Source organism: Acinetobacter pecorum (assembly GCF_014837015.1).
GTDB classification, from domain to species: Bacteria; Pseudomonadota; Gammaproteobacteria; order Pseudomonadales; family Moraxellaceae; genus Acinetobacter; species Acinetobacter pecorum.
The window spans coordinates 17,801-42,509 of record NZ_JACSPT010000008.1; the positions used below are offsets into that span (position 1 = coordinate 17,801).

Genomic DNA, 24,709 nt, shown 5'->3' on the forward strand with positions numbered 1-24,709 from the left:
AAGTTTTTACACCATGCAGAGCTTTGGTTCTGCAATTTTAAAAATAGATTATTCTGTGTAGCTGCTACTGTATGGCGCTGTGCACAGTCACTCTTGTCGAGGCCGATCTCATGTCCCTGTTACGCCGTTGGTTTGATCCAATCCGATCGAGTTGGTTTTACCAAAAACCGACCCGTCAAACGGTGTTATCTATTGAAGATGGGCTGAGTATCCATTTAAGACTGGACGATGTCTACAGTTATCTGGCGGTACAGCAGTTGCCCCAGCTCGAAGAAATTTTAAGTCCGGCATTAAAACCGCTAAAAGTGATCATTTCTAGTGAGCATGCCGAACCGCCGAACCAGATGTCTTTTGATGAATGGCAGCACTACACGATTAATGATGCCAAGATCTTGTCGAAACAGCATCGCTTCAGTTTTCACGACACACCGGAATTACCGAGTGCTGAGGCCTTAAAACAGGCCGAACTGATTTTGCGCTATACACCGCTGCGGGGACAGGATTTTCTGTACTTGCTGGAAGATGTATTCCATATGCTCTGGCAGAAGCAGACCGGAAAGTTGCGCACCCTGTATGTCATGGCCAGTCGCCATCATCAGCCACAGGATTTTCCCGAACGTATTTTTGACCAGACGCCCATACTGGCCAGCTATTTTAATTTAGGCGGACGCCAGTATCAGGCAGTCGATGACCTGTTGCGTCTCACCCGGCGTCTGGAGCAGCAAAAACTGCTGACCGGTAATCCGATTTTTATGATCGATCACATTGAATGGCGTGAGCATCTGATCAGTGATGCCGAAGAACTGAACGAGATCCAGTCGATGGATCCGGAACTGGACTTGTATATCGCGCTGGAAGATCCGATTTCCTGGCTATTGCTTGCCTACATCAAGGAAGAGCTGGCGGATTTTTATAATATCCAGCTGAATGTCTATCCCTTGTCCTATCGTGGCCGGGACAAGTTTGACTGGAGTCTGGCTACTCGTTTATCCAAACGGACTGATGTTAAATTCACCCCGTTCTGCCGGCCGACCGAGCAGGCAATCGTACCTATGGCCCAGTTATTTTATAGCTGTCCTGAAGAACAGCGGATCGAGGCTATGTATGAGATTTTGCAAGCCGTGTGGACCCAAGGGGCAGACCTGTCTTATGCGCCACATTTCAGGCGTTTGCAACAGCAGTTAAATATTGTGGAGCTGACCCAGGACGACATTCTGGCCAAGTTGCAGGATAACGACATGCTGTGTGAAATGAAGTCGCAACCAAACTTTCCAGTGCTGGAATTACGCATAGATGATCAAAGTTATACATTTAATAGCTTATATCGGGTCTGGATGATTGAAAGTATTTTCAGTAATGTGTTAGAAGAAAAGTATAAGAGTAATAATCAAACTGAAAGTGAACTGAAAAAACATGGAAAAGATCAAAGCTGAATCATTACAACATGCACGTCACCAGATCGATGCCATTGATACAGCTTTAGTTGAGCTGATCGCTGCGCGTCAATTTTATGTTGATCAAACTACCCGTTTCAAGAAAACCGAGACTGATTTGCAGTCACCCGAACGTATGGAGCAGATTGTAGAAAATGTGAGAGCTCTGGCGCAAAAGCAGGGCGTTGATCAGGAATTTATAGAACATCTGTACCGTGAAATGTTCCATTACTTTATTCAACGTGAACTGAAAGAGTTTCGTCCTTAAGTGATGTTCAGATTCATTTTCTGCTGATGAATATGATGGTTTCTGGCATATCAAACTCGTGCCTCAAGATTTGCTTGAGGCTATCTCCTTAAAAACCTGATTTTTCTCTATCAGCAATAGCTATAACATGGTTCTAAATAAATTTAGGGCTATCGGATGATTGCTTTTGTTATTGCTGTTTTTGCTCTGGCTGGCCTGATTAAAGGCACGATTGGTTTAGGTCTGCCTGCAGTATCTATGGGTTTGCTGACCATATTTATGAGTCCTTTTCAGGCCGCGACCTTACTGATCGTACCTTCACTGCTAACCAATTTCTGGCAGTTATTTGCCGAAGGTCATGTCCTGCAATTAATCCGCCGTTTCTGGCTACTGCTGACCGGTATTATCATAGGTTCAGTGTGGAGTATTTTTCCGACTTTAGGTCATGCTGAATTTCATAGTGAAGCCCTCTTGGGAGGAATGCTGGCCCTGTATGGTCTCTACGGTCTATACGCCAGAACAATGCCAGATTTGAGCCGGCATGAAACATGGCTCTCTCCGATGATGGGTTATCTGGGCGGTGCCTTGACCGTGGCGACCGGTGTCATCGTAATTCCGGTCATGCCTTATTTACAGACTTTACATTTAAAACGTGACGATCTGGTCCAGGCTTTAGGCTTGGTATTTACCACCTCGACTGTATGTCTGGCCATCTTTTTGCATCAAAATCCTGTTGAAGATATCCCGACCGATTATACGATGTCAGCGATTGCACTCCTTCCTGCGCTGATCGGGATGTGGTTCGGCAAGAAAATCCGCTATCGTATTTCTGAACAGAAATTCCGGACGGTATTTTTTATTGGCCTGATGGTCCTGGGCAGTTATATGATGCTGCATCAATTCGGCTGGATTTAATCCAGAATTTTTTGTAGATCTGCAGAAACTAAAAACTGGCTGAAGTGCCGATAAGTCGTATTGAGTTCATCAAAATTTTTTGCGGCCAATAACAGTTTGCGGTTAGCCCAATCCCCATCCAGCTTGATTTGCCTAAATGCATATAATTTTGCCAGACGTTGCGCGGCGCGTTTTGGCATGATGGCAATGCCAACACTATTGGCCACGACTTGGGCAACCGCTGCAAAATTCGGTAAACGCAGGCGGTATTGAATCTCACAGTTCAGCAAACTGGCCTGGGTTTCAATCGACTGCTGTAATGAGTGATATTGCATCAAACCGACAAAGGGGTAATTTAAACAGTCTGCTAATTTTAATGTCTGAATATGACTTAAATCATGCTGTTCCGGACAGATCAGGACCAAAGGATCATCTGCAAATTCCAGTGTGTGTAATTCAAATGCAGGGAAAAAGCTCGAGATTAGTCCGAGTTTGGCAGTACCGTTGTTTAAAGCTGTAATGATGTCATTGCTTTCTGCTTCTTTTAAATCAATCTGGATATGGGAATTTTTAACCAGATATTGTGGCAGCAGTAAAGGCAGGTATTCGCTCTGTGCTGAGGAATTACACCATAAACTGATATTGGTGTTCAGTTCCTCACCAAAGATGGCCATGGCCTGAGACAGTTGGTGTCCCTGTTGCAAGAGCACTTGAGCATGGTCAGCAAAGACCTGTCCTGCATAAGTCAGTTTCACCCCGCCTGAATGACGGGTAAACAGACTGACCTGATAGTGTTGTTCCAGCTTTTTAATCCGCTCACTGACCGCTTGCAGGGAAATGGCAGAGCGTTCAGCACCTTTGGTCAGACTACCTGTTTCGACAATATTGAGAAAAAGATCTAAATCAAAAAAATCCAGACGCATCAGCAGGATGCTCACACAAAAGATCAGCCTTATCTTAAACAATTCTTGTGCTATAAAAAAAGCAGCCATGTGGCTGCTTGAAAAATTAAGTCCGAGAATTATTTTTTATCGGCCAGACCAAAGAACCAGTTCAATAGAAGGGCAGCAAAAGTTGCGGTACCAATCCCACCCAGATTGAAGCTGCCAAAGGTCAGGGCAAAATCACCTGTACCCAGAATAATGGTCACCGCGGCTACCATCAGGTTTTTGTTCTGCGAGAAATCAACCTTGTTTTCAATCCAGATTTTGGCACCGGCAATGGTAATCAAACCAAACACCACGATCGAAGCACCCGTCAGGATCGCTGTTGGAATCGTGTGAATAATCGCACCAAACTTTGGCGATAAACCCAGAAACACGGCAAAGACACCCGCGACGGCAAAGATGATGGTCGAGTAGACCCGGGTGACGGCCATTACACCGATGTTTTCACCATAGGTGGTCATACCCGGCGCACCCACACTACCGGCCAGCGTCGTGGCAACGCCATCTGCAACAAAGGCTTTACCAATATACGGATCCAGATTTTCACCGGTCATTGCACTTACAGCTTTAATATGTCCCAGATTTTCAGCCACCAGAATCAGTGCAATCGGTGCAATGATCAGCATGGCGTTTAATTCAAAGGTCGGTGCGTGGAAAGTCGGTAAACCGAACCAGGCAGCTTGTTGAACGGGAAGGAAATTGATGGGCGTGCCATAGCCCATGACATTGCTGAGTACAAAGTAGATCAGATAGGCCAGGAGCAGGCCAATCAACAGGAGCAGACGCTGTAACAAGCCACGGGTAAATACGGCAATTGAACCCATGCACAGAACGGTGACCAGGGACATCCACATATTAAAGGTATTGCCCATCACGCTTTTCACCGTGACGGGGGCAAGATTCAGGCCAATGATCATCACCACGGCACCGGTCACCACCGGGGGCATCAGCTTTTCAATCCAGCGGGTGCCCGTCGCCATGACCAGAAAGCCCATCAGCGCATAGAAGATACCACAGGCAATGATACCGCCGGCTGCAGCACCAATATTCGGATTGAGTCCGCCACCACCTGCATAACCGGTTGCTGCGATCACTACCCCAATAAAAGCAAAGCTTGAACCTAGATAACTTGGAACCCGGCCACCTGTTATCAGAAAGAACAGAATGGTACAGATCCCTGACATTAAAATTGCCAGATTTGGGTCAAAGCCCATCAAAAATGGTGCCAGTACCGTTGCACCAAACATGGCAAAAGCATGTTGTACCCCTAGGATCAGGGTCTGGGCAGGCGGTAAATACTCTGCGGTACCTACTGGTCGTGCATCGATACTACCCTCGTAAGGGCGCCATTTGGGAAACCAATTGGACATAAAATGAGCACTCGAAAGATAAATTGTGCACATCATACTCTTGTTTTTTTCAAGATTTAATTACCAGAACAAAAATTTTGTTCAAATTAATTCTATGACTTTATTTAATATTTTACCGTGCGGTAAAAGTTTTTAAAATTAAAACTAAAGTTAAATCAGTAGATTAATTCCCGAACAATTCATATTCAACTTCTATAACTAATTTTAATTTGATATATAAATAAAGCTTTTTGTAGCTATTGACTGGTCAATAAAAAAGCACATCGTATAGATGTGCTTTAAATTGAAGTCAGAAAATCAACCGGTATTGCGTAAACCAGCCGCAATTCCGGCAATACTGACCATCAGCGCATGATCCACCGGGGTGTTTTCGGCCTGTTGCTGTTCAAGATATAAACGGCGACGTTTCATCAGTTCGGCTTGCAGCAAGTGCAAGGGTAACAGATACGGTTTACGCACTTTCATGGACTGATCCAGTACGCCGTTGCTGCTCAGAAGTTTCGATTCACCTTTCAAGCTTAACAGGGTTTGTACGGCATCCTGCAAACGCTGGCGTAACGCTGTTCCCAGAATTTTCAGATCTTCATCCTGGGTCAGATGCGATTCATAATACAGCGCTACATGGGCATCGGCTTTAGACAGTACCATTTCCAGCATATCAATCAGGGTCTGGAAATATGGCCACTCGGCCAGCATTTCATCGAGTACAGTACGCTGTCCCTGATCCAGGACCTCATTCAGTGCGGCACCGGTCCCGAGCCAGGCAGGTAACATCAGGCGAATCTGGGTCCAGGCAAATACCCAAGGGATGGCACGCAAGGATTCAATTCCGCCGCTGACTTTACGTTTGGCGGGGCGTGAACCCAGGGGCAGCATCTGTAGTTCAAGCTCAGGGGTAACGGTACGCAGATATTTTACAAAATGCGGATTTTCCCGTACCGTCTGGCGATAGACCTGAACAGACAGTTCGGTCATTTGATGCATCAGGTCGCGCCATTCCTGTTTTGGCTCAGGTGGCGGGAGCAGGGTCGCTTCCAGGGTTGCAGCGGTATAAATTTCCAGATTTTGCAGCGCGATTTCTTCCAGCCCGAATTTAAAGCGGATCATTTCACCCTGTTCAGTCACCCGGATCGCACCGGAAATAGAACCTGGTGGCTGAGAGAACAAGGCTTGTTGGGTGGGCGCACCACCACGGCTGATCGAACCGCCACGACCATGAAACAGGGTCAATTGCACGCCATGTTGCTGGGCAACTGCGGTCAGTTCTTCCTGTGCACGATACTGTGCCCAGTTGGCCGACATAAAGCCGGCATCTTTGGCAGAATCCGAATAGCCAATCATGACCTCATGTTTGCCCTGAATATGCTGTTTGTACCAGTGCATATTGAACAGGGTCGACATGGTTGCGGCTGCACCATCCAGATCTTTTAAGGTTTCAAACAGAGGAACTACTCGTAACGCCTGCTCGATACCGGCTTCTTTTTGTAAAAGCAGTACCGCCAAGACATCACTTGGATATTCCGCCATTGAAATAATATAGGCACCCAGAGACTCGCTCGGCTGTTCGGCCAGTGTGCGCATGGTGGCAAAGACTTCCTGTACATCCGGATGTTCAATCAGGCTGCCGGCCGGTTCATTCAGATGTTTCGGCAGTAACGGACGCTTGCTTTGCAATTCCTGCAGTAAAAAGTTTTGACGGGCCTGTTCGGTCCAGGTTTCAAAATTCCCCAATCCCAAATATTCGGTAATGGCTGAAATCGCCTGACGGTGACGCCCGGATTCCTGGCGGATATCCAGTTTTAGCAGTTCGATCCCAAAACTGTTGACCCGGTAAATAAAGTCCAGCAGGCTGCCATTGGCAATTTCGGCCAGATTGCAGTTCATCAGTGAACGGTAGCAGGTCAGGAGCGGTTGTAAAAGTTCGTCTTTACTTTTAATCACCAGACTGTCATCAGCATCATTGCCTTTTAATTTTTCTGCCAGCCAGTGCCGCGTCGCTTTCAGGCGGGTACGGGTGTCACGTAAATATTCACGATAGGGTTCTGGATGGGGCTGGCCCAAGGCTTCGGAAATTTCCGGACTGCATTGCTGAATGGACAGTTCCCAGCGCAGGTTTTCAATATCGCGTACATAAAGGTCGGCTGCTTTCCAGCGTGACAGCCACAGTACTTCCTGAGTGACGGTGTGAGTGACATTTGGATTGCCGTCGCGGTCACCACCCATCCAGGAGGCAAAACGTACTGGTGCGACATCTAAGGGCAGGTTCTGGCCACATTGCGCTTGCACCATGCCATTTAGTTCGCGGATAAATTTCGGGACTGCATTCCACAGGGTCTGTTCAATGGTGGTAAAACCCCATTTGGCTTCATCGATCGGAGTCGGGCGATGCTGACGGATTTCATCGGTTTGCCAGGCAGAGCTGATCAGCTGTTTCAGATCGGCCAGAACTGCCTGACGTTCACGTGGAGTCAGTTTCTGCTGGTCGAATTTGGACAGGGCAGTGTTGATGCCATCATATTTTTGAATCAGAGTACGGCGGCTGACTTCTGTGGGATGCGCGGTCAGGACCAGTTCAATTTTCAGTTCACAGATTTGCTGATACAGCGTATCGGCAGAAATTTCCTGCTGTTTAAATTTTTCAAATAAAGGCACCAGAGGATTGGGCGATTCTGCAGTGTCATCAAACTCGCTCTGACGGCGACGACGTACCACATGATATTGTTCGGCAATATTGGCAAAGTTTAAAAAGTGGGTAAAGGCACGGGTCAGCGGCAGGATTTCGGCATCTTCCAGACTCAAAAACAGCTGTTCCAGTTGTTTTTCTGCTTCGACCTGTCCATCGCGAGCGCCTTTGGACAGGGCACGGATCTGCTCGATCTGATTAAACAAATCCTGCCCGGCATGTAATTTTAAGGTTTCCCCAAGCAAATTACCCAGTAAGCGTACGTCTTCGCGTAGTGGTGCATCAATCTGTTGAATCATTTTTTATTCCCTCACATGCATGCTTTGACTATACCGCGACTGCATGACAATCCAAGTCCCCTAGAGACAAAAGTTGCAGAGCATTGGCTACTTTTTTAGCAACTTTTAGGCCATATACGGTGATCGATGATCAGTCCGAAGGAAAGGAGTTAATCCGGCAGGGCATATTTCAGCATAAACAGTTCAATGGCCTCGCTAATAATCTGTTGCTGTTCTGCGCTTGAAGGGGGAGGGCTGAGACCCAGCAGGATTTTCTGATGACGGGTTCCGGTCAGCAAGGATACGATCAGCTCGGTCTGTTTTTCTGGAAGATCGATCTGAATAAAGCGGTATTGCTGGGCCAGGGTAAAAAAATCATTCCAGACTGCATCCAGTTTGCTATGCGAGGCCTGATAAAACTGTTCTGCCAGAGGACTTTGCTGCGAGGCCAGTTCCATCAGTAGCAGGTCCAGCTTGATCGCTTCTGGTAAATGAATAATATTTAAAGCGCGTTGACAGGCCTGATAAAATTCCTGCACAAAGTCACTGCTCGGCTGCAAGAGCTGAGGATGTTCATGCAGAATGGCTTCACAGGTATCCTCAATCGCACAGCTAAACAGGGTCGCCTTGTCCTGAAAATGATTATACACCGTCAGCTTGGTCACACCTGCCTCACGTGCAATCTGGTTCATGCTGGAGGCATGATAGCCATGCGCTAAAAACAGCGCTTTGGCCACACTCAGGATGCGCTGACGCTTTTCCAGATCCTTGGGTCGTCCTACAGGTATTTGCACAATTTCTTCCAAAAAAAGTCAACACGGTCATTGCTTTGAAGCTTGAGTTGTAATTAGTGTACCGGGTGGTATATTAATTAAAAAACAAGCAATTCAATATATCAGCATAGTTTGCCCTAAAAAAGACGATCAGATAAGAGCGAATAAGATGAGCAGGATTTACAGCGTATTGGCTGGCATGGTGGTGCTTTGCAGCGTGACCTTAAGCGGGTGCAGCAAAGATACTGCTGCAGCAGAACAGGAAGTTCCCTTTGTCATGGTGGCCACACCCATTACTTCACAGCATGAATTAAAAAGTTATGCCGGTGATGTGCAGGCACGTCAGCAAACGGCGCTGGCATTTCGGGTCGCTGGACAGGTGACCCAGCGCTTCGCCGATGTGGGTGACCAGGTCAAAGTCGGACAGGTGCTGGCAACTCTGGATGTCAAAGATGCCCAGCTGCAGCTGGATGCAGCACGTGCCCAGCTGGAAAGCGCGCAGTCTGCCACTAAGATTGCTCAGGATGAATTACAACGTTTCAAGCAGTTATTGCCATCCAATGCCGTGAGCCGCTCACAATATGACGCGATCGGAAACCAGTACAAGACCGCCCTGTCAAATCTGAAGCAGGCACAATCCAACTATGATACCGCTAAAAACCAGACTGCTTATAATCAGCTGATTGCCACCAGAAACGGCGTAATCACTGCACGCAATATTGAAACAGGTCAGGTGGTCGCTGCCGGGCAGGCGGCGTATGAACTGGCGATTGCCGGTGAGCGTGAAGTGGTAATTGGCGTACCGGAACAGGCTATTTCGGAGATCAAGGTTAGACAGGCAGCTACAGTGACATTATGGTCCAAACCTGAAGAAAAATTTGCCGCTTTTGTTCGTGAGATTTCACCAGCAGCGGACCAGTCGCGTACCTTCCGGGTTAAAGTTTCCTTACGTGAAGGCAATGGCCAGATCCAGCTGGGACAAAGTGCCCGGGTATTTTTTCAGCACAGCCGCGATAATATGCTTAGTGTGCCGCTATCCAGTGTCTCGGCAACGGATCAGCAGGCTTATGTCATGGTGGTCCAGCCGGATCATACCTTACGTAAAGTCCCGGTCCAGCTCGGTGCCTATGGCCGGGACAGTGTTCCTGTACTCAGTGGCCTCAAGCCGGAAGACTATGTGGTGATTGGCGGCGTACATCTGCTGCGTAACCAGCAAAAAATCAATCCGATTGATCGTGAAAACCGTCGTGTGACCATTCAGGCAGGGAGTTAAGCATGAACTTTAACCTGTCGGAATGGGCCTTAAAAAATAAAGGTCTGGTGCTGTATTTTATGATCCTGCTGGGTCTGATCGGCATCGTCTCTTATTCCAAACTGTCACAAAGTGAAGATCCGCCTTTTACTTTTAAAGTCATGGTGATCCAGACCTATTGGCCGGGTGCCAGTGCCAAAGAAGTATCCCTGCAGGTCACTGACCGGATTGAAAAGGAACTGATGACCACGGGACAGTATGACCGTATCATGGCCTATTCGCGTCCGGGTGAATCCATGGTGACTTTTGTTGCCAAGGATTCCCTGGCTTCGAAAGATGTCGCTGATGTCTGGTATAACGTGCGCAAGAAGGTGGGCGATATCCGGCATGAATTGCCACAAGGGGTACAAGGTCCGTTCTTTAATGATGAATTCGGCGATACCTTTGGCAATATTTATGTGCTCAAGGGTAAAGATTTTGACTATGCGACCCTCAAGGAATACGCCGACCGCTTACAGCTGCAACTGCAACGGGTCAAAGATGTTGCCAAAGTTGAGCTAATTGGCCTGCAAGACCAGAAAATCTGGATTGAAATTTCCAATACCAAGGCCATCCAGCTGGGCGTTCCAGTCATGGCGATTCAGCAAGCCCTGCAGCAGCAAAATGCCACCACCCAGTCCGGTTTTTTTGAAACCGGTTCAGACCGGATTCAGGTGCGGGTTAGTGGTGCATTAAACAGTGTTGAAGAATTAAGACAGATGCCGCTGCTGGTCAATGGCAAAACCATTCAGCTGGGGGATGTCGCGGAAGTCTATCGAGGCTTTAGTGATCCGGCACAGCCCCGGATGCGCTTTATGGGCGAAAACGGCATTGGTATTGCTGTATCGATGCGTAAGGGGGGGGATATTCTGGCACTGGGTAAACATCTGGAACAGGAGTTTGCCCACCTGCAAAAAACCTTGCCACTCGGCATGGAACTGCAAAAAGTCTCCGATCAGCCGGTGGCAGTTAAACGCAGTATTAACGAATTTATGAAAGTGCTGGCAGAAGCGGTGATTATCGTATTGCTGGTCAGTTTTTTCTCGCTCGGTTTCCGGACCGGTCTGGTGGTGGCTTTCTCGATTCCGCTGGTGCTGGCCATGACCTTTGCCGGTATGCAGCTGTTTGATGTCGGACTGCATAAAATTTCCTTAGGGGCTCTGATTCTGGCCCTGGGTCTTTTGGTCGATGATGCCATTATCGCGATTGAAATGATGGCGATTAAAATGGAGCAGGGTTATAGCCGTTTACAAGCGGCCGGGCATGCCTGGCGCACCACGGCTTTTCCGATGCTGACCGGGACCCTGATTACCGCTGCCGGTTTTCTGCCGATCGCCACTGCAGCCTCGAGTACCGGGGAATATACCCGTTCGATTTTCCAGGTAGTGACCATCGCATTGCTGGTATCCTGGCTGGCCGCGGTACTGTTTGTGCCATATTTAGGCGATAAACTTCTACCGGATTTCAACAAAGATTTAATTCAAAAAGCACCGTGGTATCAGCGGCTCTGGGCACGTCTGCGCAAACAGCCGGAACCGGCGCCGATTGTGCATCATGCCGGTGAACATTATGACCCTTATGAAACCCGGTTTTATCAGGGTTTTCGCCGTTGGGTCGATGCCTGTGTGACCTATCGTAAAACTGTCATTGCTGCCACCGTCGGAATTTTTATCCTGTCTATTTTAATGTTTAAGCTGGTGCCGCAGCAGTTTTTCCCGCCTTCGAACCGGGCGGAAATTCTGATAGATCTGAAACTTGAAGAAGGTGCATCACTGAAGGCCACTGAAGCTGCAGTAAAAAAAGTCGAAGCCTTTTTATCGAAACAAGAGGGCATTGATAACTATGTGGCTTATGTCGGGATTGGGTCTCCACGTTTCTATTTACCGCTCGATCAGCAGTTGCCGCAAAGCAGCTTTGCCCAGTTTGTGGTATTGGCTTCATCGCTGGAAGACCGTAATGAAATCCGCAAATCCTTAAGTGACCAGATTCGCAGGTTATTGCCGGAAGTGCGTACCCGGGTGTCCTTGCTGGAAAATGGTCCACCTGTGGGCTATCCACTGCAGTTCCGGGTATCGGGGGAAGACTTGGGGCTGGTGCGTGAATGGGCGCAGAAAGTCGCTGCCACCGTGAGTGAGAATCCGAATACCACCAATGTGCATCTGGACTGGGGAGAGCCGAGCAAAGTCATCAAATTGCAGATTGATCAGGATCGTGCCCGTCAGCTTGGGGTGAGCAGCAGTGAACTGGCCAATGTACTCAACAGCTCGATTTTGGGGGCCGGCATTGACCAGTACCGTGAAAAACGTGAACTGATTGAAATCCGTTTGCGTGGTGCTCAGGCTGAACGGGTGGAGGTAGCATCTTTAGCCAGTCTGGCTGTTCCGACCGCAACCGGTAGATCGGTACCTTTGGCGCAGCTTGCCAAAATTGAATACGGCTTTGAAGAAGGCCTGATCTGGCATCGTAACCGCTTGCCGACCATTACCGTGCGTGCCGATATTCGTAGCAAGTTGCAGCCCGCTACTGTGGTCAATGAACTCAAAGAGCCACTGGAAAAAATCCGGTCAGAGCTGCCGAATGGCTATCTGCTGCAAGTGGGCGGTACAGTTGAAGAATCGGCTCGTGGACAGAACTCGGTGAATGCTGGTATGCCCTTGTTCCTCGCAGTCGTCATGACTTTATTGATGATTCAGCTCAAGAGCTTCTCACGGGCTTTTATTGTGTTCCTGACTGCACCTTTGGGCATTATCGGAGTGGTGTTATTCCTGTTAATTTTCAATAAACCTTTTGGTTTTGTGGCGATGCTCGGGACGATTGCTTTATCCGGAATGATCATGCGCAACTCACTCATTCTGATTGACCAGATTGAGCAGGATATTCAGGCCGGAGAGTCGCAGTGGGATGCCATCATCAATGCCACGGTACGCCGTTGTCGTCCGATCGTATTGACCGCACTGGCTGCGGTGCTGGCCATGATTCCCTTGTCCCGCAGTATTTTCTTCGGGCCGATGGCAGTGGCGATTATGGGCGGTTTGATTGTAGCCACACTATTAACCCTGTTTTTCCTGCCTGCCTTATATGCACAGTGGTTTAAAGTGAAAAAAAGTTTAAATTCTGTTTAAATTTGTCATAATTTCAGGTGCGAAATTTTGAAATTTTCAATATAGTAGCACCTGAGATTTTTATAATTTAAAAAAATAAGTATTTGCTGCATTGGCCGAACTGCCAATATGGTAACGAGGTTGATCCAAACATGACTCAAGTTCCATTAACCAAAATGCGACGCTCCGTAGCGATGGCTTATGTCTTCATGTTTTTGGCCTTATTTACGCTGGTTAGTGGATTATTCGCCTACTGGTTTGCCCGTAAAGTCACCCAGGTCGATTATGCAGAAGTCTGGTTACAGGCACAGGCACTATGGATCATGCGTAATATCGTGATTTATACCATTTTGGCGATCTTTGCTGCACTGTGGTTTATTCCACTGTTTTTCTTTGCCTGGGATAGTCAGCTCTGGGTCAAAGCCTGTGTAGTGACCGGGGTGATTTTCAGCTTCATTGCTTTTATTTTTCTAATCAATGCCTGGTTTAAAGGTATCTACAAGTTTTCGCAAAACAAAGCAGTCTTCTAAAAACATATAATTTTTTTAAAATTTCCCCTTGTAAAACTAGGTTTAACCCCCAATTTTAAACCTCAATTGAATATTAAACAAAATTCCGTGAGGAGCATCGCCAGACATGGCTAAACGTGATTATTATGAGGTTTTGGGTGTCGCTAAAACCGCTAGTGATGATGAAATCAAAAAAGCCTACCGTAAGTTGGCGATGAAATATCACCCAGACCGTAACCCGGAAAATCCTGAAGCAGAAGAGAAATTCAAAGAAGCTTCAGAAGCTTATGAAGTCCTGTCTGATAGTGAAAAACGTAGCATGTACGACCGTATGGGCCATCAGGCCTTTGAAGGTGGTATGGGCGGTGGTGGCTTCGGCGGCGGTTTTAGCGCAGAAGACATTTTCAGTCAGTTTGGTGATATTTTCGGGGGTGCTTTTGGGGGTGGTGGTCGTAGCCAGCAACGTGCCCGCCGTGGTTCAGACTTACGCTATGTGATGGAATTGACCCTGGAAGAAGCAGTTAAGGGTGTCAAGAAAACCATTACCTTTACGGCTCCGGCACCGTGTGATGCCTGTGATGGTAAGGGATCAAAAAATCCAAACGATGTAGAAACCTGTCCGACCTGTCATGGTGCAGGTCAGGTGCGTATGCAGCAAGGTTTCTTCTCGGTACAACAGACCTGCAGCACCTGTCGTGGTCAAGGTAAAATCATCAAGAACCCATGTAATAAATGTCATGGTTCTGGTGTAGTAGACCGTCAGCAAACCCTGGAAGTGACTATTCCTGCTGGGGTAGACAATGGCGACCGTGTACGCTTGACTGGTAAAGGTGAAGCGATCCGTGATGGCCAGCCTGGTGACTTGTACGTAGAAGTGGTGGTGCGTGAGCACGAAATCTTCCAGCGTGATGGGGCCGATCTGTATATGGATGTTCCGGTATCGATCGTGGATGCTGCCTTAGGCAAGGAAATTCAGATTCCGACCCTCGACGGTCGTGTCAGCCTGAAAATTCCTGAAGGAACGCAAACTGGTAAACTGTTCCGTTTACGCGGTAAGGGTGTTAAGCCGGTACGTAGCAGTATGCAAGGCGATTTGCTGTGCAGGATTGTGGTTGAAACACCAGTCAATTTAAGTTCACGTCAGCGCGAACTGTTAAAAGAACTGCAGGAAACTATGGATGGTGACGACAGCAAGTCATCACCAAAGAAAAAATCATTCTTTGACCGTTTATTCGATTAATTGAATGAAACTAGAAAAAGGGCGCTTTGGCGTCCTTTTTTATGGCTTATAGCAAATTTTATTCTGCTGTAGGTTTCTCAATTAGAAGGACCAGCATATTCTCAAGTCTTATAAATCCCGGCAAACCCCATTTTTAGATATAGTTTCCTAAATATGAATAGGTTTTAAATCTTTTCTCTGCCCTGATTTTCTCAAAAAGATCCCGGTCGCCTTTAGTAAATTTAATGATTTTAGGCAAGAAAATGATTTCATTTTCTCTATTAAACAACAGGTTGATATATCGATCTGGATTAGACCAGCCATGTCTATCTTTAAAATAGAAAGCTGAATAATCAGCACAGAATGCCTGAATACTCATATATTTTTTATAATCTATAAAGACTTTCTGCTGACATAAATAAGCTAGAAAATAGAGGAATGATCCTTCTGAATAGGTGTTTTTAATTTTTTCAAAGTTAATATCTTGTTTTAATTTTTCTAAAAGTGCCTCGGGTGAAGAATATAAGGCTTCTAGCAAAACTTCTAACCACTTTCCAATGATAAAACTACCTTTTGGAGAACCTAAGAACCAGGATTCGACACACGGCAGATCATGAATAAAATGACATTTTCTATAAAAGCCAATAAGTTCATAATGAGTTTGATTATATTGATTTAAGCCAGTAATGTTATTGATCGATGTATTGGTCAGAGTGGAGGCATCAATCCAAAAACCGCCATAATTGTATAGTAGAATAAGCCTTAATAAATCACTACGAAAAGTAGGATTCATATCATCCTTAAATAAATCATATTCTGTATAGTCTCTTATATTGTCTTTATTAATTAAGGTAATCTTATAACCCGGGTTTAAATTTTCAAGTTTTTTAACTATTTTGTTAATGAGCGGGGGAGGATTTGAATCCCAATATAACCATATATTTTTTTCAATAGATTTGGGTTGAGTGAGTTTATTGTATTCAAACAAATCTGAATAATGAAATTTTTCTGTTGTATCAACATAATCATTAAATTTTAAATAGAATTCTTCCCATCCTAAAGGTTTATCTGAGCCATTCACAATATTGAGATCTGATCTGCAGGATAAATATTTATTTTCTATTTTTATATTAAGGTGATATCCATGATGATGAACGATTAGATTTACTTCTTGTAAATTATCAGTTAAAGAAAATTTATTTTCTAGAAAGAATATATATTTCTTGGAATCATTTAGCTGAATAAAAATGTTTTTTCCATCAAACAGTACCTCATATATACCAATCGGGATACCATCCCTATAGCATTTTAATGAACTGGTCTCTAGGTCATAGCCCAATATACCACCATGGAAACCTACTAAATTTATATTATTCAAAATTAAACCCTGGATATCATTTATTTATATAAAATTATATTCAGCTTGCAAATATAATTAATGAGTCTTGTTGGATAGATAAATAAGTAATTTTATTGGAAATAGAAAAACTATATTATAAATTATTCCTCTTATAAAACCCCAAACGCAGATAAAAAATATGAGGAAAAAGCTTCATTATTACGTTCTAAGTAATCAATTTTTCTAAAATCAACTTACTATTTTATATACAATATATTAATTTTTATAAATATAATCAATATGATGGAGAACCATAATTTTTTATATTTTCCTCCTATTCGCTTGTTTTCAGTCCTTTGTCAGGGAGCTTCATGGTCAGCCACAATTGAAACAGGAACTGTAGCAAGTGTCTATAAGAACGGCTTTGTGACATGCCCACTGTCAGGGAGTTTCGTAAAAAAGTATTTTTATTGAATTTATGCAATGCATCTTAGTGTTATTCCAGAGTTTTGTTATAGTAAGAACAATTTTGGATCAACATCAGGACTATGTTATGTCAGCTACACCACGCATTGGGATTTTGGGTGCAGGCGGTCGTATGGGGCGTATCCTTATTCAGGCTGTGCATGAAGCAGGTTATCAATTGGCGGCTGCAGTAGAACGCCCTGAAAGTACCTTATTGGGTGCTGATGCGGGCGAACTTGCCGGAATTGGCGCAACAGGTGTGAAGGTCGTGGGTAGCCTTACAGATGTAGTCAAAGACTGTGATGTCGTGATCGATTTCACTGCACCCGCAGCCACCGTCAATCATCTTAAAATCTGCCGTGAAGCGGGTGTCGCCATCGTGATTGGTACGACGGGTATGAATGACGAGCAAAAAGCCTATCTGGAACAATCTGCGACGGAAACCCCTGTAGTCTATGCAGCGAATTATTCAGTGGGCGTAAACGTCTCGATCAAACTGCTTGAACTGGCCTCTAAGGTGTTTGGCGATACGGTTGATATCGAAGTGATTGAAGCACATCACCGTCATAAAGTAGATGCGCCATCGGGTACAGCTTTGATGTGGGGTGAGGCGATTGCGGAAACTTTGGGTCGTGACTTAAAAGAAGATGCAGTGTATTGCCGTGAAGGTCATACCGGTCCGCGTGAGCGTAAGAGCATTGGCTTCCAGACCATTCGTGGTGGCGATATTGTCGGTGAACATACCGCAATGTTTATTGCCGACGGGGAGCGTGTGGAAATTACCCATAAAGCCACCAATCGCATGAACTTTGCTTCTGGTGCGGTACGTGCTGCTGCCTGGGTAGTGGGCCGTGAAGCGCGTAAATATGATATGAAGGACGTGCTTGGTTTTAACGATATTCAGGTTTAAAACCGAGTTAAAATCATTTATAAAAAAATCTAAAACTAAAATAAGACGAATAAAAAATGCAAAAAATGATTTTCCTGCTCTGTGCAGTGGCGCTTGGTGTCATTGCGCAGGCCAAGCCTGTCGGGACGCCTAAACTCAGTATTCATAAAAATAATATCAAGGTCTGGACCTACCAGAATGAACAAAACCCGGTCTTTCTCTATAAAGCTGAAACTACCTATACCGCACCCATTGAAAATGCCGTCTCCCTCATTTTGAATGTCGAGCATGCCGTACAGTGGGTTCCCTATATGGGTAGCATCAAGATCCTGTCCCGTGATGATAAAAAAGGCGACTTTACCCTGTATATGGTGCTGGATTTTCCATTTCCCTTAAAAGACCGTGACCTGATTGTACAGGGCAAGATGATCAAGGAAGCCAATGGCCAGATCACCATCAAGAATAAAGCCATCCAAAGTGGTTATCCTTTAAACCCGGATTATGTGCGTTTAACCGATTATCAGGGGGACTGGACTTTTCAGAAACTGGCCAATAACCAGGTCAAGGTTTCAACCTATGGTTATGCCAATCCGGAAGGTTCCATTCCTTTGACTTTTGTGAATATGTTTGTGCAACAGCAGCCTTATCAAATGCTGCAAAAGATGAAGACTGAACTGGCCAAACCTGCCAGTATTGCGGTCTTGCCTGAAGCCCTGCAATAAAAAAGACCCAATTTCTGGGTCTTTTTAACAGCTGAAAATAAGCAGGATTTAAGCTGTAAAATCTGCTTTAAGCACAATCCGGTAACGGGCTTTGCCTGAATGCAGATGTTCAATCGCCTGGTTCAGCTGTGACATCGGGAATACTTCAATTTGCGGAGCAATATTTTTACGTGCAGCAAATTTCAGCAGCTGGCGCAGTGCAGCTGGCGAACCTGTCGGTGAGCCGCTTACTGACTTGGCCCCACCAATCAGCATGCCAGCCGGAATCTGCATCGGTTCCAGAGGTACACCGAGCATATGTACAGTACCATTGGGTGCCAGAGTTGCCAGATAAGCCTGCCAATCCAGAGTCACATTGACCGTACTCAGCAATAAATCAAACTTGCCACGCTGGGCTTTTAAGGCAGCCGAATCACGGCTATTGACCACATGGTCAGCGCCCATGCCTTTCAGCTCATCACTTTTATCCAGATTTGAGGTGAAAGCGGTAATCTCACAGCCCCAGGCTTTTAGCAGCTTGATGGCCATATGCCCTAAACCGCCAATACCAATTACGCCAACATGGTGAATGGCCTGAATCTGATGTTTCAGGATCGGATCAAATACGGTAATCCCGCCACAGAGTAGGGGGCCAGCACTTTCAGGATCAAGATCTTCGGGTAGGGGAATGACCCATTGCCATCCGGCACGCACTTTGTCGGCAAAACCACCGGCATGTCCGACAATGGTAGCTACCTGACCGCCAGTACACAGCACCTGCTGGCCTGAAATACAAGGATCGCAATATTGGCAACTTTCTGCCGTCCAGCCGATACCCACTCGTTGACCAACTTTCAGGCCTTTGGCTTCTGCACCCAGATGGGTAATGGTACCGATAATCTCATGTCCTGCTACGACCGGATACACTGAAGAACCCCAGTCATTATTGATCACTGAAATGTCGGAATGACAGAGACCGCAGTATTCTACTTTGACTTCGACCTGATGCGGCTGCAGTTCTCCGGCATCAAACTGATAAGGTTCAAGTTCCGCACCTGCAGACATGGCTGCATAAGCTTGAATAATATTATTCGACATGATTTCGACTCTTATTTAAATGGGAGGATATTGTTTTAAAGTCACAATGATTTTCATGGTCATCGACCATACCAACGGCCTGCATAAAGGCATAGCAAATGGTGGGTCCGACAAATTTAAAACCGGCCTGTTTAAGGGCTTTAGACATCTGCTGACTCTCAATGGTTTGAGCGGGTGCTTGCCGATAATCCACAACATCATTATTCAGTCGCGGTTGCTGTGCAAAAGACCAGAGCCAATCCACCAGATTAATCCCTTGCTGTCGCAGTTTCAGCCATGCTTGGGCATTTTCCCGAATGGCATTGAGTTTGCCGGGATGCCGTATCAGGCTAGCATCTTCGAGTTTTATTTGGAGTTGTTGATCTGTAAGTGAGGCGATAGATTCGATCGAATATTGAAAAAAATGTTCACGATAAGCTTCACGTTTTTTAAGAACGGTAATCCAGGCCAGACCGGCCTGCTGTCCTTCCAGACACAGCATTTCAAACAGGCGATTTTCATCCAGCAGGGCCTGTCCCCATTCCTGGTCATGGTAGGTGATATACAGCGGATCATCGGAGCACCAGCCACAGCGTTGCACAGTCATGTGATGCTCCTTGTTTTGGTGCTTTTATAATTTAAACACAGTCCATTGATCCTGCTGATTGTCCCAGTACCACAGTTCAGCCTGATCCAGATCGCTAAATTGAATCCACATATCTTTACCGGCCTTGTCAGCATAGCCGGTACTGATCAGAAGCGCATCCTCGGTAATTTCCATCACCCAGCCCTGGTAAGTTTGACCATTCAATACAATTTTTTGTTGATTGCCTGATTCAGCAAATTCCACCAGACGATTGATCAACGCTTCTGACATGTAAATATCCTAAAATTAACGTAAATAGGGATAAGGGTTGACCACACCGCGGCCCTTGCCCTGTAAATAGATTCCATAATGCAGATGATGAGCAGTATGCCGGGCATTACCGCTATTGCCAACATAACCGATCAGCTGGCCTTTTTTGACATGGTCGCCTACTTTTAAGCCACGTTTATGACCATCCAGATGCGCATAATAATGCCAGGAGCCGCTTGGACCCAGAATCCAGACTACTTTACCACCCAAATTGTTATTACGTAAATCCGCAATCAGGCCCTCAGTCGCGCTAAAAACTTTGGTTCCACGTGGAGCCATGATATCAATGCCTTCATGCAGACGTCCGCGACTGCGCGAAGCGCCCCAGGTATCTGTTAATTCACGTGCCTGTACGCGTGCCACCGGGATTGCCAATGAATTAGGCATCTGCAGGCTGTTGAGTCTCTTCACCAGGATAGGGTTCAGTTGTACAGCGGGGGATTTTTTCGGTGTACTGTTACAGGCTGCCAGCAGCACAGTGATGAAAACAATCCATGTCAAAGCAAGGTATTGGCGCACTTTATTCATCCTTAAATATTGGCAATGCTCATGTCGAGCTGATCGATATTTTGCTTTGTCCAGACTATGTCACAGATTGACGCTAGTGATCAATTTTTTCATGGCAGTCGGAATACCGGCATCGGTTGCTGTTTGTGGACTCATCCAGCAGCCTTGCAGTTCAATCGCCAGATGCTCCTGCTGATCCTGATCTACAGCAAAAACAATCGCTTCAAGGTGCCAGGTAAAATGGGTAAAACTGTGGCTAATCTGGGTCTTTTTGACGATATTTTTCAGGCCCAGCTGCTGGCATCGCTGTTCCAATTCATGTGCATTTTCAATAATCGGCAGACACCAGAGACCGCCCCAAAGACCACTATTGGGACGTTGCTGCCAGAGCCAGTCTGTACCGGACTGGATCAGCAAGACCTGAGCAGAGCGTACTGGAACCGGTTTTTTGGCCTTCTTGAAAGGCAATTCATTTTCCAGTCCTTGCTGATGTGCCTTGCAATGCTGCTGCATGGGACAATACAGACACAAAGGCTTTTTTGGCGTACATACGGTTGCTCCCAGATCCATAATCGCCTGAGTATAGTCATGATTGCGTTCAACAGGACAGAGCTGTTCCGCCAGTTGCCATAGGGCACGTTCATGCACCGGTCTGGACAGATCATCTTCAATGGCAAAGAAACGTGACAATACCCGTTTAACATTACCATCCATGATTACGCCATATTGACGTAAACCCAGTGACATCAGGGCGCCCGCGGTAGAACGGCCAATGCCGGGCAAAGCCATCCATTCTTCCAGAGTTTGAGGGAACTGCTGCTGTGCCGTCACGATGCCGGCCGCTTTATGCAGATTGCGGGCGCGGGCATAATAGCCGAGACCTGCCCAGTAAGGTGCAACCTCATCCCATGAGGCTTGACCTAAGTCCTGAACAGTCGGAAAACGCTGGATAAATCGTTCGAAATATTGCAGTACAGTTTTGACCTGGGTTTGCTGCAACATGATTTCAGAGACCCAGACTTTATATGGATCATCTGTCACCTGCCAGGGCAAGTCATGACGACCATGCACATCAAACCATTCCAACAGGGCATCTGAAAATACGAACATGAACACCTAGCAACCGAATAAACAGCAGCTAGTATAGCGGAATCAGCAGGGTGGGAATGTGAAAAGTAGGATAAAAATGGCTGCTCATTTATTTGGGCAGAAGAGTGATTTCAAAAAAATAAACGCTCCGTAGAGCATTTATTTTTGATATAGAACCTGGTTAATCATTAATTCCCCAGCGCTCATCCAGCTTCAAGGTTTTGCCTGCATAACGCGGAATAATATGAATATGCAGATGTTCTACCTTTTCCTGAAATACTTCACCATCAATAAAACCGACATGAAACCCGGCAGGCTGGTAGCGTAATTGTAGTTCATTACGTGCCTGTTCCAGTAAAGACATCAAACTTTTACGTTCTTTGTCGGTCACTTCAAAAAATGAGGCCACATGCCGTAATGGAATCACGACACAGTGACCTTCGGACAATGAATTCGGTTCAGGCAACACCACACCATAATCATTTTTGGCAATGACATCATATTCGTCAAAATTGCAGTAGGGGCAGTTGGTTTCAGCCATCATATACATTCTCCTCTGGTAGGATTTATCTTTCTTTTCTTCATGAAGTATCTGAAATATTCAGCCTGTAAACAAGCCGAATAGTTGTTTCTATTTATGCCAAACGGCGATCCAGTAAGGCGTACATTGCTGCCAGGCCTTTTTGTTCCGCTTCTGGATTGTAGCCAAGATCCACGCCATTGGCTTTGGCCCGTTCATCGGCAAGCGGGTTGCTAAAGCCATGTTTGGCATTTTCAAAAACAGTCACTTCATGTTTGACCTTGGCAGCCTGCATTTCCTCGCGGAAACTGGCAACATCATCCAGCGTTACCATACTGTCCAGTTCTCCATGCAGTACTAGGATTTCTGCCTGTACCTGACCTTCCTGAGCCGGTGCTTTTGGCGTCAGATTGGCATGAAAAGTGACGACTGCTTTTAATGGGGCATTGGAACGGGCCAGATCCAGTACGACTTTGCCTCCGTAGCAGAAACCAATCGCTGCGAGTTTTTCGGGATTAACTTCATCCTGCGCTGCCAGAGCATTCAAAGCCGCTGTGGCACGGTTAACGATGGTGTCAGGATCTGCAAAAGTCTGCATCATCCACTGATATGCCTGATCAGAATTGGTCGTGACTTTTTTGTCCCCATACATGTCCATGGCCAAGGCCGCATAGCCATGTTCTGCAAGTTCACGGGCACGCTGTTCGGTATATTCGTTACGACCCCACCATTCTGGTGCAACCAGTATACCGGCAACAGGAGTATCAGTTTCTGGTGCGGCAAAATAACCGATTAATGGGCTGCCATCCTGTGCAGTGTAATGAATTTCGCGGGTCTTGATTGCTGCCATGCTGACGTCCTCTATTGTTGTTGAATCGCTTGATTAAAACATAACATAGCAAAACTGGTCGGGATGTGACATGAAAACTTGCAATTTAGGGAGGTTGAAAGGCATAAAAAAAGAGAGGTAAATCTAGAACCTCTCTGCTTTTTTATCAGGAAAAATAGGATTTATTATTTAATAATTTCCAGTAATTCCACATCAAAAATCAAGGTACTGTTCGGCTCAATTACATCCCCTGAACCAATTTGTCCGTAGGCCAGTTCAGCCGGAATGAAGAAACGATATTTGGCACCTTCTTTCATCAGCTGCAAGCCTTCGGTCCAGCCAGTAATGACCTGGGTGGTACGGAATACCACGGGCTGATTACGGGCAATCGAACTGTCAAAAACTGTACCATCAATCAAACGGCCTTCATAATGTACGCGGACATTACTGTTTGCATTCGGCGATTTGCCTTTGCCTTCCTGAAGAATCTGATATTGCAGGCCTGATTTGGTGGTTTTAATCCCAGGTTTTTTGGCATTCTCTGCCAGAAACGCCTGACCAATTCTGGCATTTTCATCAGCCTGTTTTTTCAGGGTAATCAGCTCTTTGGCTTCAGCCTGACGCTTGAACTGGGTCAATACCCGCGCCATCTCTTCTTCACTTAAAGTCGCCTGTTTTCCGGCAGCAGCAGCTTTTAAACCGGCACTGAAGGCATCCAGATCAATACCTTGTAAAGAGTCTGCATTACTTTTTCCCATCAGATAACCAAAGCTGTAACCCACCTGTTCTGCTTCAGAACTTTTAGTGGTGATGTCTTTGGCAAAAAGACTGCCAGAACTTAGCAGTAAAACCAGCAAGCTTATTTGTATTTTCATTATCATTTCTCAAAATAAAGGAGAGCACAGTGCTCTCCTTATTCGTGGATTATTTGACTTCGATCAGTTCCACATCAAAAATCAAAGTGCTGTTAGGAGGAATAGTTCCTGGTACGCCCTGTTCGCCATAAGCCAGTTTTGCCGGAATATATAGCGTGGCTTTGCCGCCTTCTTTCATCAGTTGCAACCCTTCGGTCCAGCCTGGAATCACCTGGTTGAGTGGGAACTCAATCGGCTCACCACGTTCGACCGAGCTGTCAAATACGGTACCATCAACCAGTTTTCCGGTGTAATGGACTTTCACGATTGACGATGCCGCAGGCTGTTTGCCGGTGCCTTCTTTAGTGACTAGATATTGCAAACCAGATGCTGTGGTTTTTACCCCTGCTTTTTTGGCATTCTCAGTTAGGAAAGTATCGCTGGATGCTTGAGCCTGCTTGGCACTGTCGACTTGCTTTTGCTGCATTTCTTTCTGGAACTGCTCATAAGCGGCCTGTAATTCTTCTTCAGTATAAGCAGGTGCAGTACGGGCATGACCTTCACGAACACCTGTCACAAAGCTGTCAATATCCAGCTCAGGTGGAGTTTGGTGAGCAACTTCATAACCAAGTGCATAGCTGATTTTAGAAACAGCTGAGGCATTTTTAGATGCTTTTGTTGTTTGAGCAGCTGGGTTTTGAGTTGCATAGTAAACAGGTACTAGCGCGGCACCGCCTAAAAGAACAGCGACAGCAATCGGTAAGGCCTTACTCATGTA

Annotated in this window: 23 protein-coding genes; 9 read left to right on the plus strand and 14 right to left on the minus strand. The window is 46.0% G+C overall.

Translation table 11 applies throughout. From position 1 onward, the window contains the following. Positions 1 to 110 precede the first annotated feature (110 nt). The 3 genes from H9629_RS07560 (at position 111) to H9629_RS07570 (ending at position 2,595) form a co-directional block, all read left to right on the plus strand. Positions 111 to 1,433: a hypothetical protein gene (locus tag H9629_RS07560; protein WP_064101654.1), complete on the plus strand. Its 1,323-nt coding sequence runs from the start codon at positions 111 to 113 to the stop codon at positions 1,431 to 1,433. Continuing rightward, positions 1,414 to 1,701 (plus strand): chorismate mutase, encoded by a 288-nt coding sequence (locus H9629_RS07565; RefSeq protein ID WP_064096862.1) that lies wholly within the window; start codon positions 1,414 to 1,416, stop codon positions 1,699 to 1,701. The genes H9629_RS07560 and H9629_RS07565 overlap by 20 nt, the downstream gene beginning before the upstream one ends. Before the next feature lie 156 nt (positions 1,702 to 1,857). Further along, entirely contained in the window at positions 1,858 to 2,595 is a 738-nt protein-coding gene (locus H9629_RS07570; RefSeq protein ID WP_191730828.1) for a sulfite exporter TauE/SafE family protein, read from the plus strand. Here the strand turns inward: H9629_RS07570 and H9629_RS07575 are convergent. From H9629_RS07575 to H9629_RS07590, 4 genes are all read right to left on the minus strand, one after another. Further along, positions 2,592 to 3,497, minus strand: coding sequence for a LysR family transcriptional regulator (locus tag H9629_RS07575; protein ID WP_191730894.1), 906 nt, complete (start codon positions 3,495 to 3,497; stop codon positions 2,592 to 2,594). The genes H9629_RS07570 and H9629_RS07575 overlap by 4 nt on opposite strands. Before the next feature lie 98 nt (positions 3,498 to 3,595). Further along, positions 3,596 to 4,891, minus strand: coding sequence for a solute carrier family 23 protein (locus tag H9629_RS07580; protein WP_064096865.1), 1,296 nt, complete (start codon positions 4,889 to 4,891; stop codon positions 3,596 to 3,598). Between the two features lie 297 nt (positions 4,892 to 5,188). Then, positions 5,189 to 7,873, minus strand: coding sequence for a phosphoenolpyruvate carboxylase (gene ppc / locus H9629_RS07585; RefSeq protein WP_191730829.1), 2,685 nt, complete (start codon positions 7,871 to 7,873; stop codon positions 5,189 to 5,191). Positions 7,874 to 8,022: 149 nt separating this feature from the next. Next, positions 8,023 to 8,646, minus strand: a complete 624-nt coding sequence (locus H9629_RS07590) for a TetR/AcrR family transcriptional regulator (protein ID WP_064101733.1) — start codon at positions 8,644 to 8,646, stop codon at positions 8,023 to 8,025. Positions 8,647 to 8,794: 148 nt separating this feature from the next. Here H9629_RS07590 and H9629_RS07595 point away from each other — a divergent pair, with 148 nt between their 5' ends. From H9629_RS07595 to dnaJ, 4 genes are all read left to right on the plus strand, one after another. Then, positions 8,795 to 9,898, plus strand: a complete 1,104-nt coding sequence (locus H9629_RS07595) for an efflux RND transporter periplasmic adaptor subunit (protein ID WP_064101658.1) — start codon at positions 8,795 to 8,797, stop codon at positions 9,896 to 9,898. Between the two features lie 2 nt (positions 9,899 to 9,900). Next, the gene (locus H9629_RS07600) at positions 9,901 to 13,038 is read left to right on the plus strand and encodes an efflux RND transporter permease subunit (RefSeq protein ID WP_191730830.1); all 3,138 of its coding nucleotides are present in this window, start codon (positions 9,901 to 9,903) and stop codon (positions 13,036 to 13,038) included. 131 nt (positions 13,039 to 13,169) lie between these two features. After that, on the plus strand, positions 13,170 to 13,547 hold the full coding sequence (locus tag H9629_RS07605) for a sodium/proton-translocating pyrophosphatase (RefSeq protein ID WP_144723900.1): 378 nt from the start codon (positions 13,170 to 13,172) through the stop codon (positions 13,545 to 13,547). A gap of 106 nt (positions 13,548 to 13,653) precedes the next feature. Next, positions 13,654 to 14,766, plus strand: coding sequence for a molecular chaperone DnaJ (gene dnaJ, locus H9629_RS07610; protein ID WP_064096871.1), 1,113 nt, complete (start codon positions 13,654 to 13,656; stop codon positions 14,764 to 14,766). A gap of 133 nt (positions 14,767 to 14,899) precedes the next feature. Here the strand turns inward: dnaJ and H9629_RS07615 are convergent, their stop codons facing one another. Beyond that, entirely contained in the window at positions 14,900 to 16,123 is a 1,224-nt protein-coding gene (locus H9629_RS07615) for a glycosyltransferase family 32 protein (RefSeq protein WP_191730831.1), read from the minus strand. A 514-nt stretch (positions 16,124 to 16,637) separates the two neighbouring features. Here H9629_RS07615 and dapB point away from each other — a divergent pair. Continuing rightward, positions 16,638 to 17,459, plus strand: coding sequence for a 4-hydroxy-tetrahydrodipicolinate reductase (gene dapB, locus H9629_RS07620; RefSeq protein ID WP_191730832.1), 822 nt, complete (start codon positions 16,638 to 16,640; stop codon positions 17,457 to 17,459). A gap of 56 nt (positions 17,460 to 17,515) precedes the next feature. Further along, positions 17,516 to 18,160, plus strand: coding sequence for an START domain-containing protein (locus tag H9629_RS07625; protein WP_191730833.1), 645 nt, complete (start codon positions 17,516 to 17,518; stop codon positions 18,158 to 18,160). A gap of 48 nt (positions 18,161 to 18,208) precedes the next feature. On the opposite strand, the gene ahr is transcribed toward H9629_RS07625, so the two are convergent. The 9 genes from ahr to H9629_RS07670 form a co-directional block, all read right to left on the minus strand. Next, positions 18,209 to 19,237 (minus strand): NADPH-dependent aldehyde reductase Ahr, encoded by a 1,029-nt coding sequence (ahr, locus tag H9629_RS07630; RefSeq protein ID WP_191730834.1) that lies wholly within the window; start codon positions 19,235 to 19,237, stop codon positions 18,209 to 18,211. Further along, entirely contained in the window at positions 19,227 to 19,823 is a 597-nt protein-coding gene (locus H9629_RS07635) for a DNA-3-methyladenine glycosylase I (RefSeq protein ID WP_191730835.1), read from the minus strand. Before H9629_RS07635 ends, ahr begins: the two co-directional genes overlap by 11 nt. Before the next feature lie 24 nt (positions 19,824 to 19,847). Next, on the minus strand, positions 19,848 to 20,093 hold the full coding sequence (locus tag H9629_RS07640) for a hypothetical protein (protein WP_064096877.1): 246 nt from the start codon (positions 20,091 to 20,093) through the stop codon (positions 19,848 to 19,850). Positions 20,094 to 20,108: 15 nt separating this feature from the next. Next, entirely contained in the window at positions 20,109 to 20,651 is a 543-nt protein-coding gene (locus H9629_RS07645; RefSeq protein WP_191730836.1) for a M23 family metallopeptidase, read from the minus strand. A gap of 69 nt (positions 20,652 to 20,720) precedes the next feature. Continuing rightward, the gene (mutY, locus tag H9629_RS07650) at positions 20,721 to 21,749 is read right to left on the minus strand and encodes an A/G-specific adenine glycosylase (RefSeq protein WP_064096879.1); all 1,029 of its coding nucleotides are present in this window, start codon (positions 21,747 to 21,749) and stop codon (positions 20,721 to 20,723) included. Positions 21,750 to 21,909: 160 nt separating this feature from the next. Next, positions 21,910 to 22,269 (minus strand): HIT family protein, encoded by a 360-nt coding sequence (locus H9629_RS07655; RefSeq protein ID WP_064096966.1) that lies wholly within the window; start codon positions 22,267 to 22,269, stop codon positions 21,910 to 21,912. A 94-nt stretch (positions 22,270 to 22,363) separates the two neighbouring features. Beyond that, a complete protein-coding gene (locus H9629_RS07660) occupies positions 22,364 to 23,098 on the minus strand; it encodes a dienelactone hydrolase family protein (protein ID WP_064096880.1) in 735 nt (244 codons plus the stop codon). A gap of 164 nt (positions 23,099 to 23,262) precedes the next feature. Then, positions 23,263 to 23,952 (minus strand): FKBP-type peptidyl-prolyl cis-trans isomerase, encoded by a 690-nt coding sequence (locus tag H9629_RS07665; protein ID WP_064096881.1) that lies wholly within the window; start codon positions 23,950 to 23,952, stop codon positions 23,263 to 23,265. A gap of 49 nt (positions 23,953 to 24,001) precedes the next feature. After that, positions 24,002 to 24,706, minus strand: a complete 705-nt coding sequence (locus H9629_RS07670; protein ID WP_064096882.1) for an FKBP-type peptidyl-prolyl cis-trans isomerase — start codon at positions 24,704 to 24,706, stop codon at positions 24,002 to 24,004. Positions 24,707 to 24,709: the final 3 nt, after the last annotated feature.

Bases quoted from the DNA above. Each gene is read 5' to 3' on its own strand.
- H9629_RS07560 (WP_064101654.1), top strand. From the start codon at position 111: ATGTCCCTGTTACGCCGTTGGTTTGATCCAATCCGATCGAGTTGGTTT.
- H9629_RS07565 (WP_064096862.1), top strand. From the start codon at position 1,414: ATGGAAAAGATCAAAGCTGAATCATTACAACATGCACGTCACCAGATC.
- H9629_RS07570 (WP_191730828.1), top strand. From the start codon at position 1,858: ATGATTGCTTTTGTTATTGCTGTTTTTGCTCTGGCTGGCCTGATTAAA.
- H9629_RS07575 (WP_191730894.1), bottom strand. From the start codon at position 3,497: ATGCGTCTGGATTTTTTTGATTTAGATCTTTTTCTCAATATTGTCGAA.
- H9629_RS07580 (WP_064096865.1), bottom strand. From the start codon at position 4,891: ATGTCCAATTGGTTTCCCAAATGGCGCCCTTACGAGGGTAGTATCGAT.
- ppc (WP_191730829.1), bottom strand. From the start codon at position 7,873: ATGATTCAACAGATTGATGCACCACTACGCGAAGACGTACGCTTACTG.
- H9629_RS07595 (WP_064101658.1), top strand. From the start codon at position 8,795: ATGAGCAGGATTTACAGCGTATTGGCTGGCATGGTGGTGCTTTGCAGC.
- H9629_RS07600 (WP_191730830.1), top strand. From the start codon at position 9,901: ATGAACTTTAACCTGTCGGAATGGGCCTTAAAAAATAAAGGTCTGGTG.
- H9629_RS07605 (WP_144723900.1), top strand. From the start codon at position 13,170: ATGACTCAAGTTCCATTAACCAAAATGCGACGCTCCGTAGCGATGGCT.
- dnaJ (WP_064096871.1), top strand. From the start codon at position 13,654: ATGGCTAAACGTGATTATTATGAGGTTTTGGGTGTCGCTAAAACCGCT.
- dapB (WP_191730832.1), top strand. From the start codon at position 16,638: ATGTCAGCTACACCACGCATTGGGATTTTGGGTGCAGGCGGTCGTATG.
- H9629_RS07625 (WP_191730833.1), top strand. From the start codon at position 17,516: ATGCAAAAAATGATTTTCCTGCTCTGTGCAGTGGCGCTTGGTGTCATT.
- ahr (WP_191730834.1), bottom strand. From the start codon at position 19,237: ATGTCGAATAATATTATTCAAGCTTATGCAGCCATGTCTGCAGGTGCG.
- H9629_RS07635 (WP_191730835.1), bottom strand. From the start codon at position 19,823: ATGACTGTGCAACGCTGTGGCTGGTGCTCCGATGATCCGCTGTATATC.
- H9629_RS07640 (WP_064096877.1), bottom strand. From the start codon at position 20,093: ATGTCAGAAGCGTTGATCAATCGTCTGGTGGAATTTGCTGAATCAGGC.
- mutY (WP_064096879.1), bottom strand. From the start codon at position 21,749: ATGTTCGTATTTTCAGATGCCCTGTTGGAATGGTTTGATGTGCATGGT.
- H9629_RS07655 (WP_064096966.1), bottom strand. From the start codon at position 22,269: ATGGCTGAAACCAACTGCCCCTACTGCAATTTTGACGAATATGATGTC.
- H9629_RS07660 (WP_064096880.1), bottom strand. From the start codon at position 23,098: ATGGCAGCAATCAAGACCCGCGAAATTCATTACACTGCACAGGATGGC.
- H9629_RS07665 (WP_064096881.1), bottom strand. From the start codon at position 23,952: ATGAAAATACAAATAAGCTTGCTGGTTTTACTGCTAAGTTCTGGCAGT.
- H9629_RS07670 (WP_064096882.1), bottom strand. From the start codon at position 24,706: ATGAGTAAGGCCTTACCGATTGCTGTCGCTGTTCTTTTAGGCGGTGCC.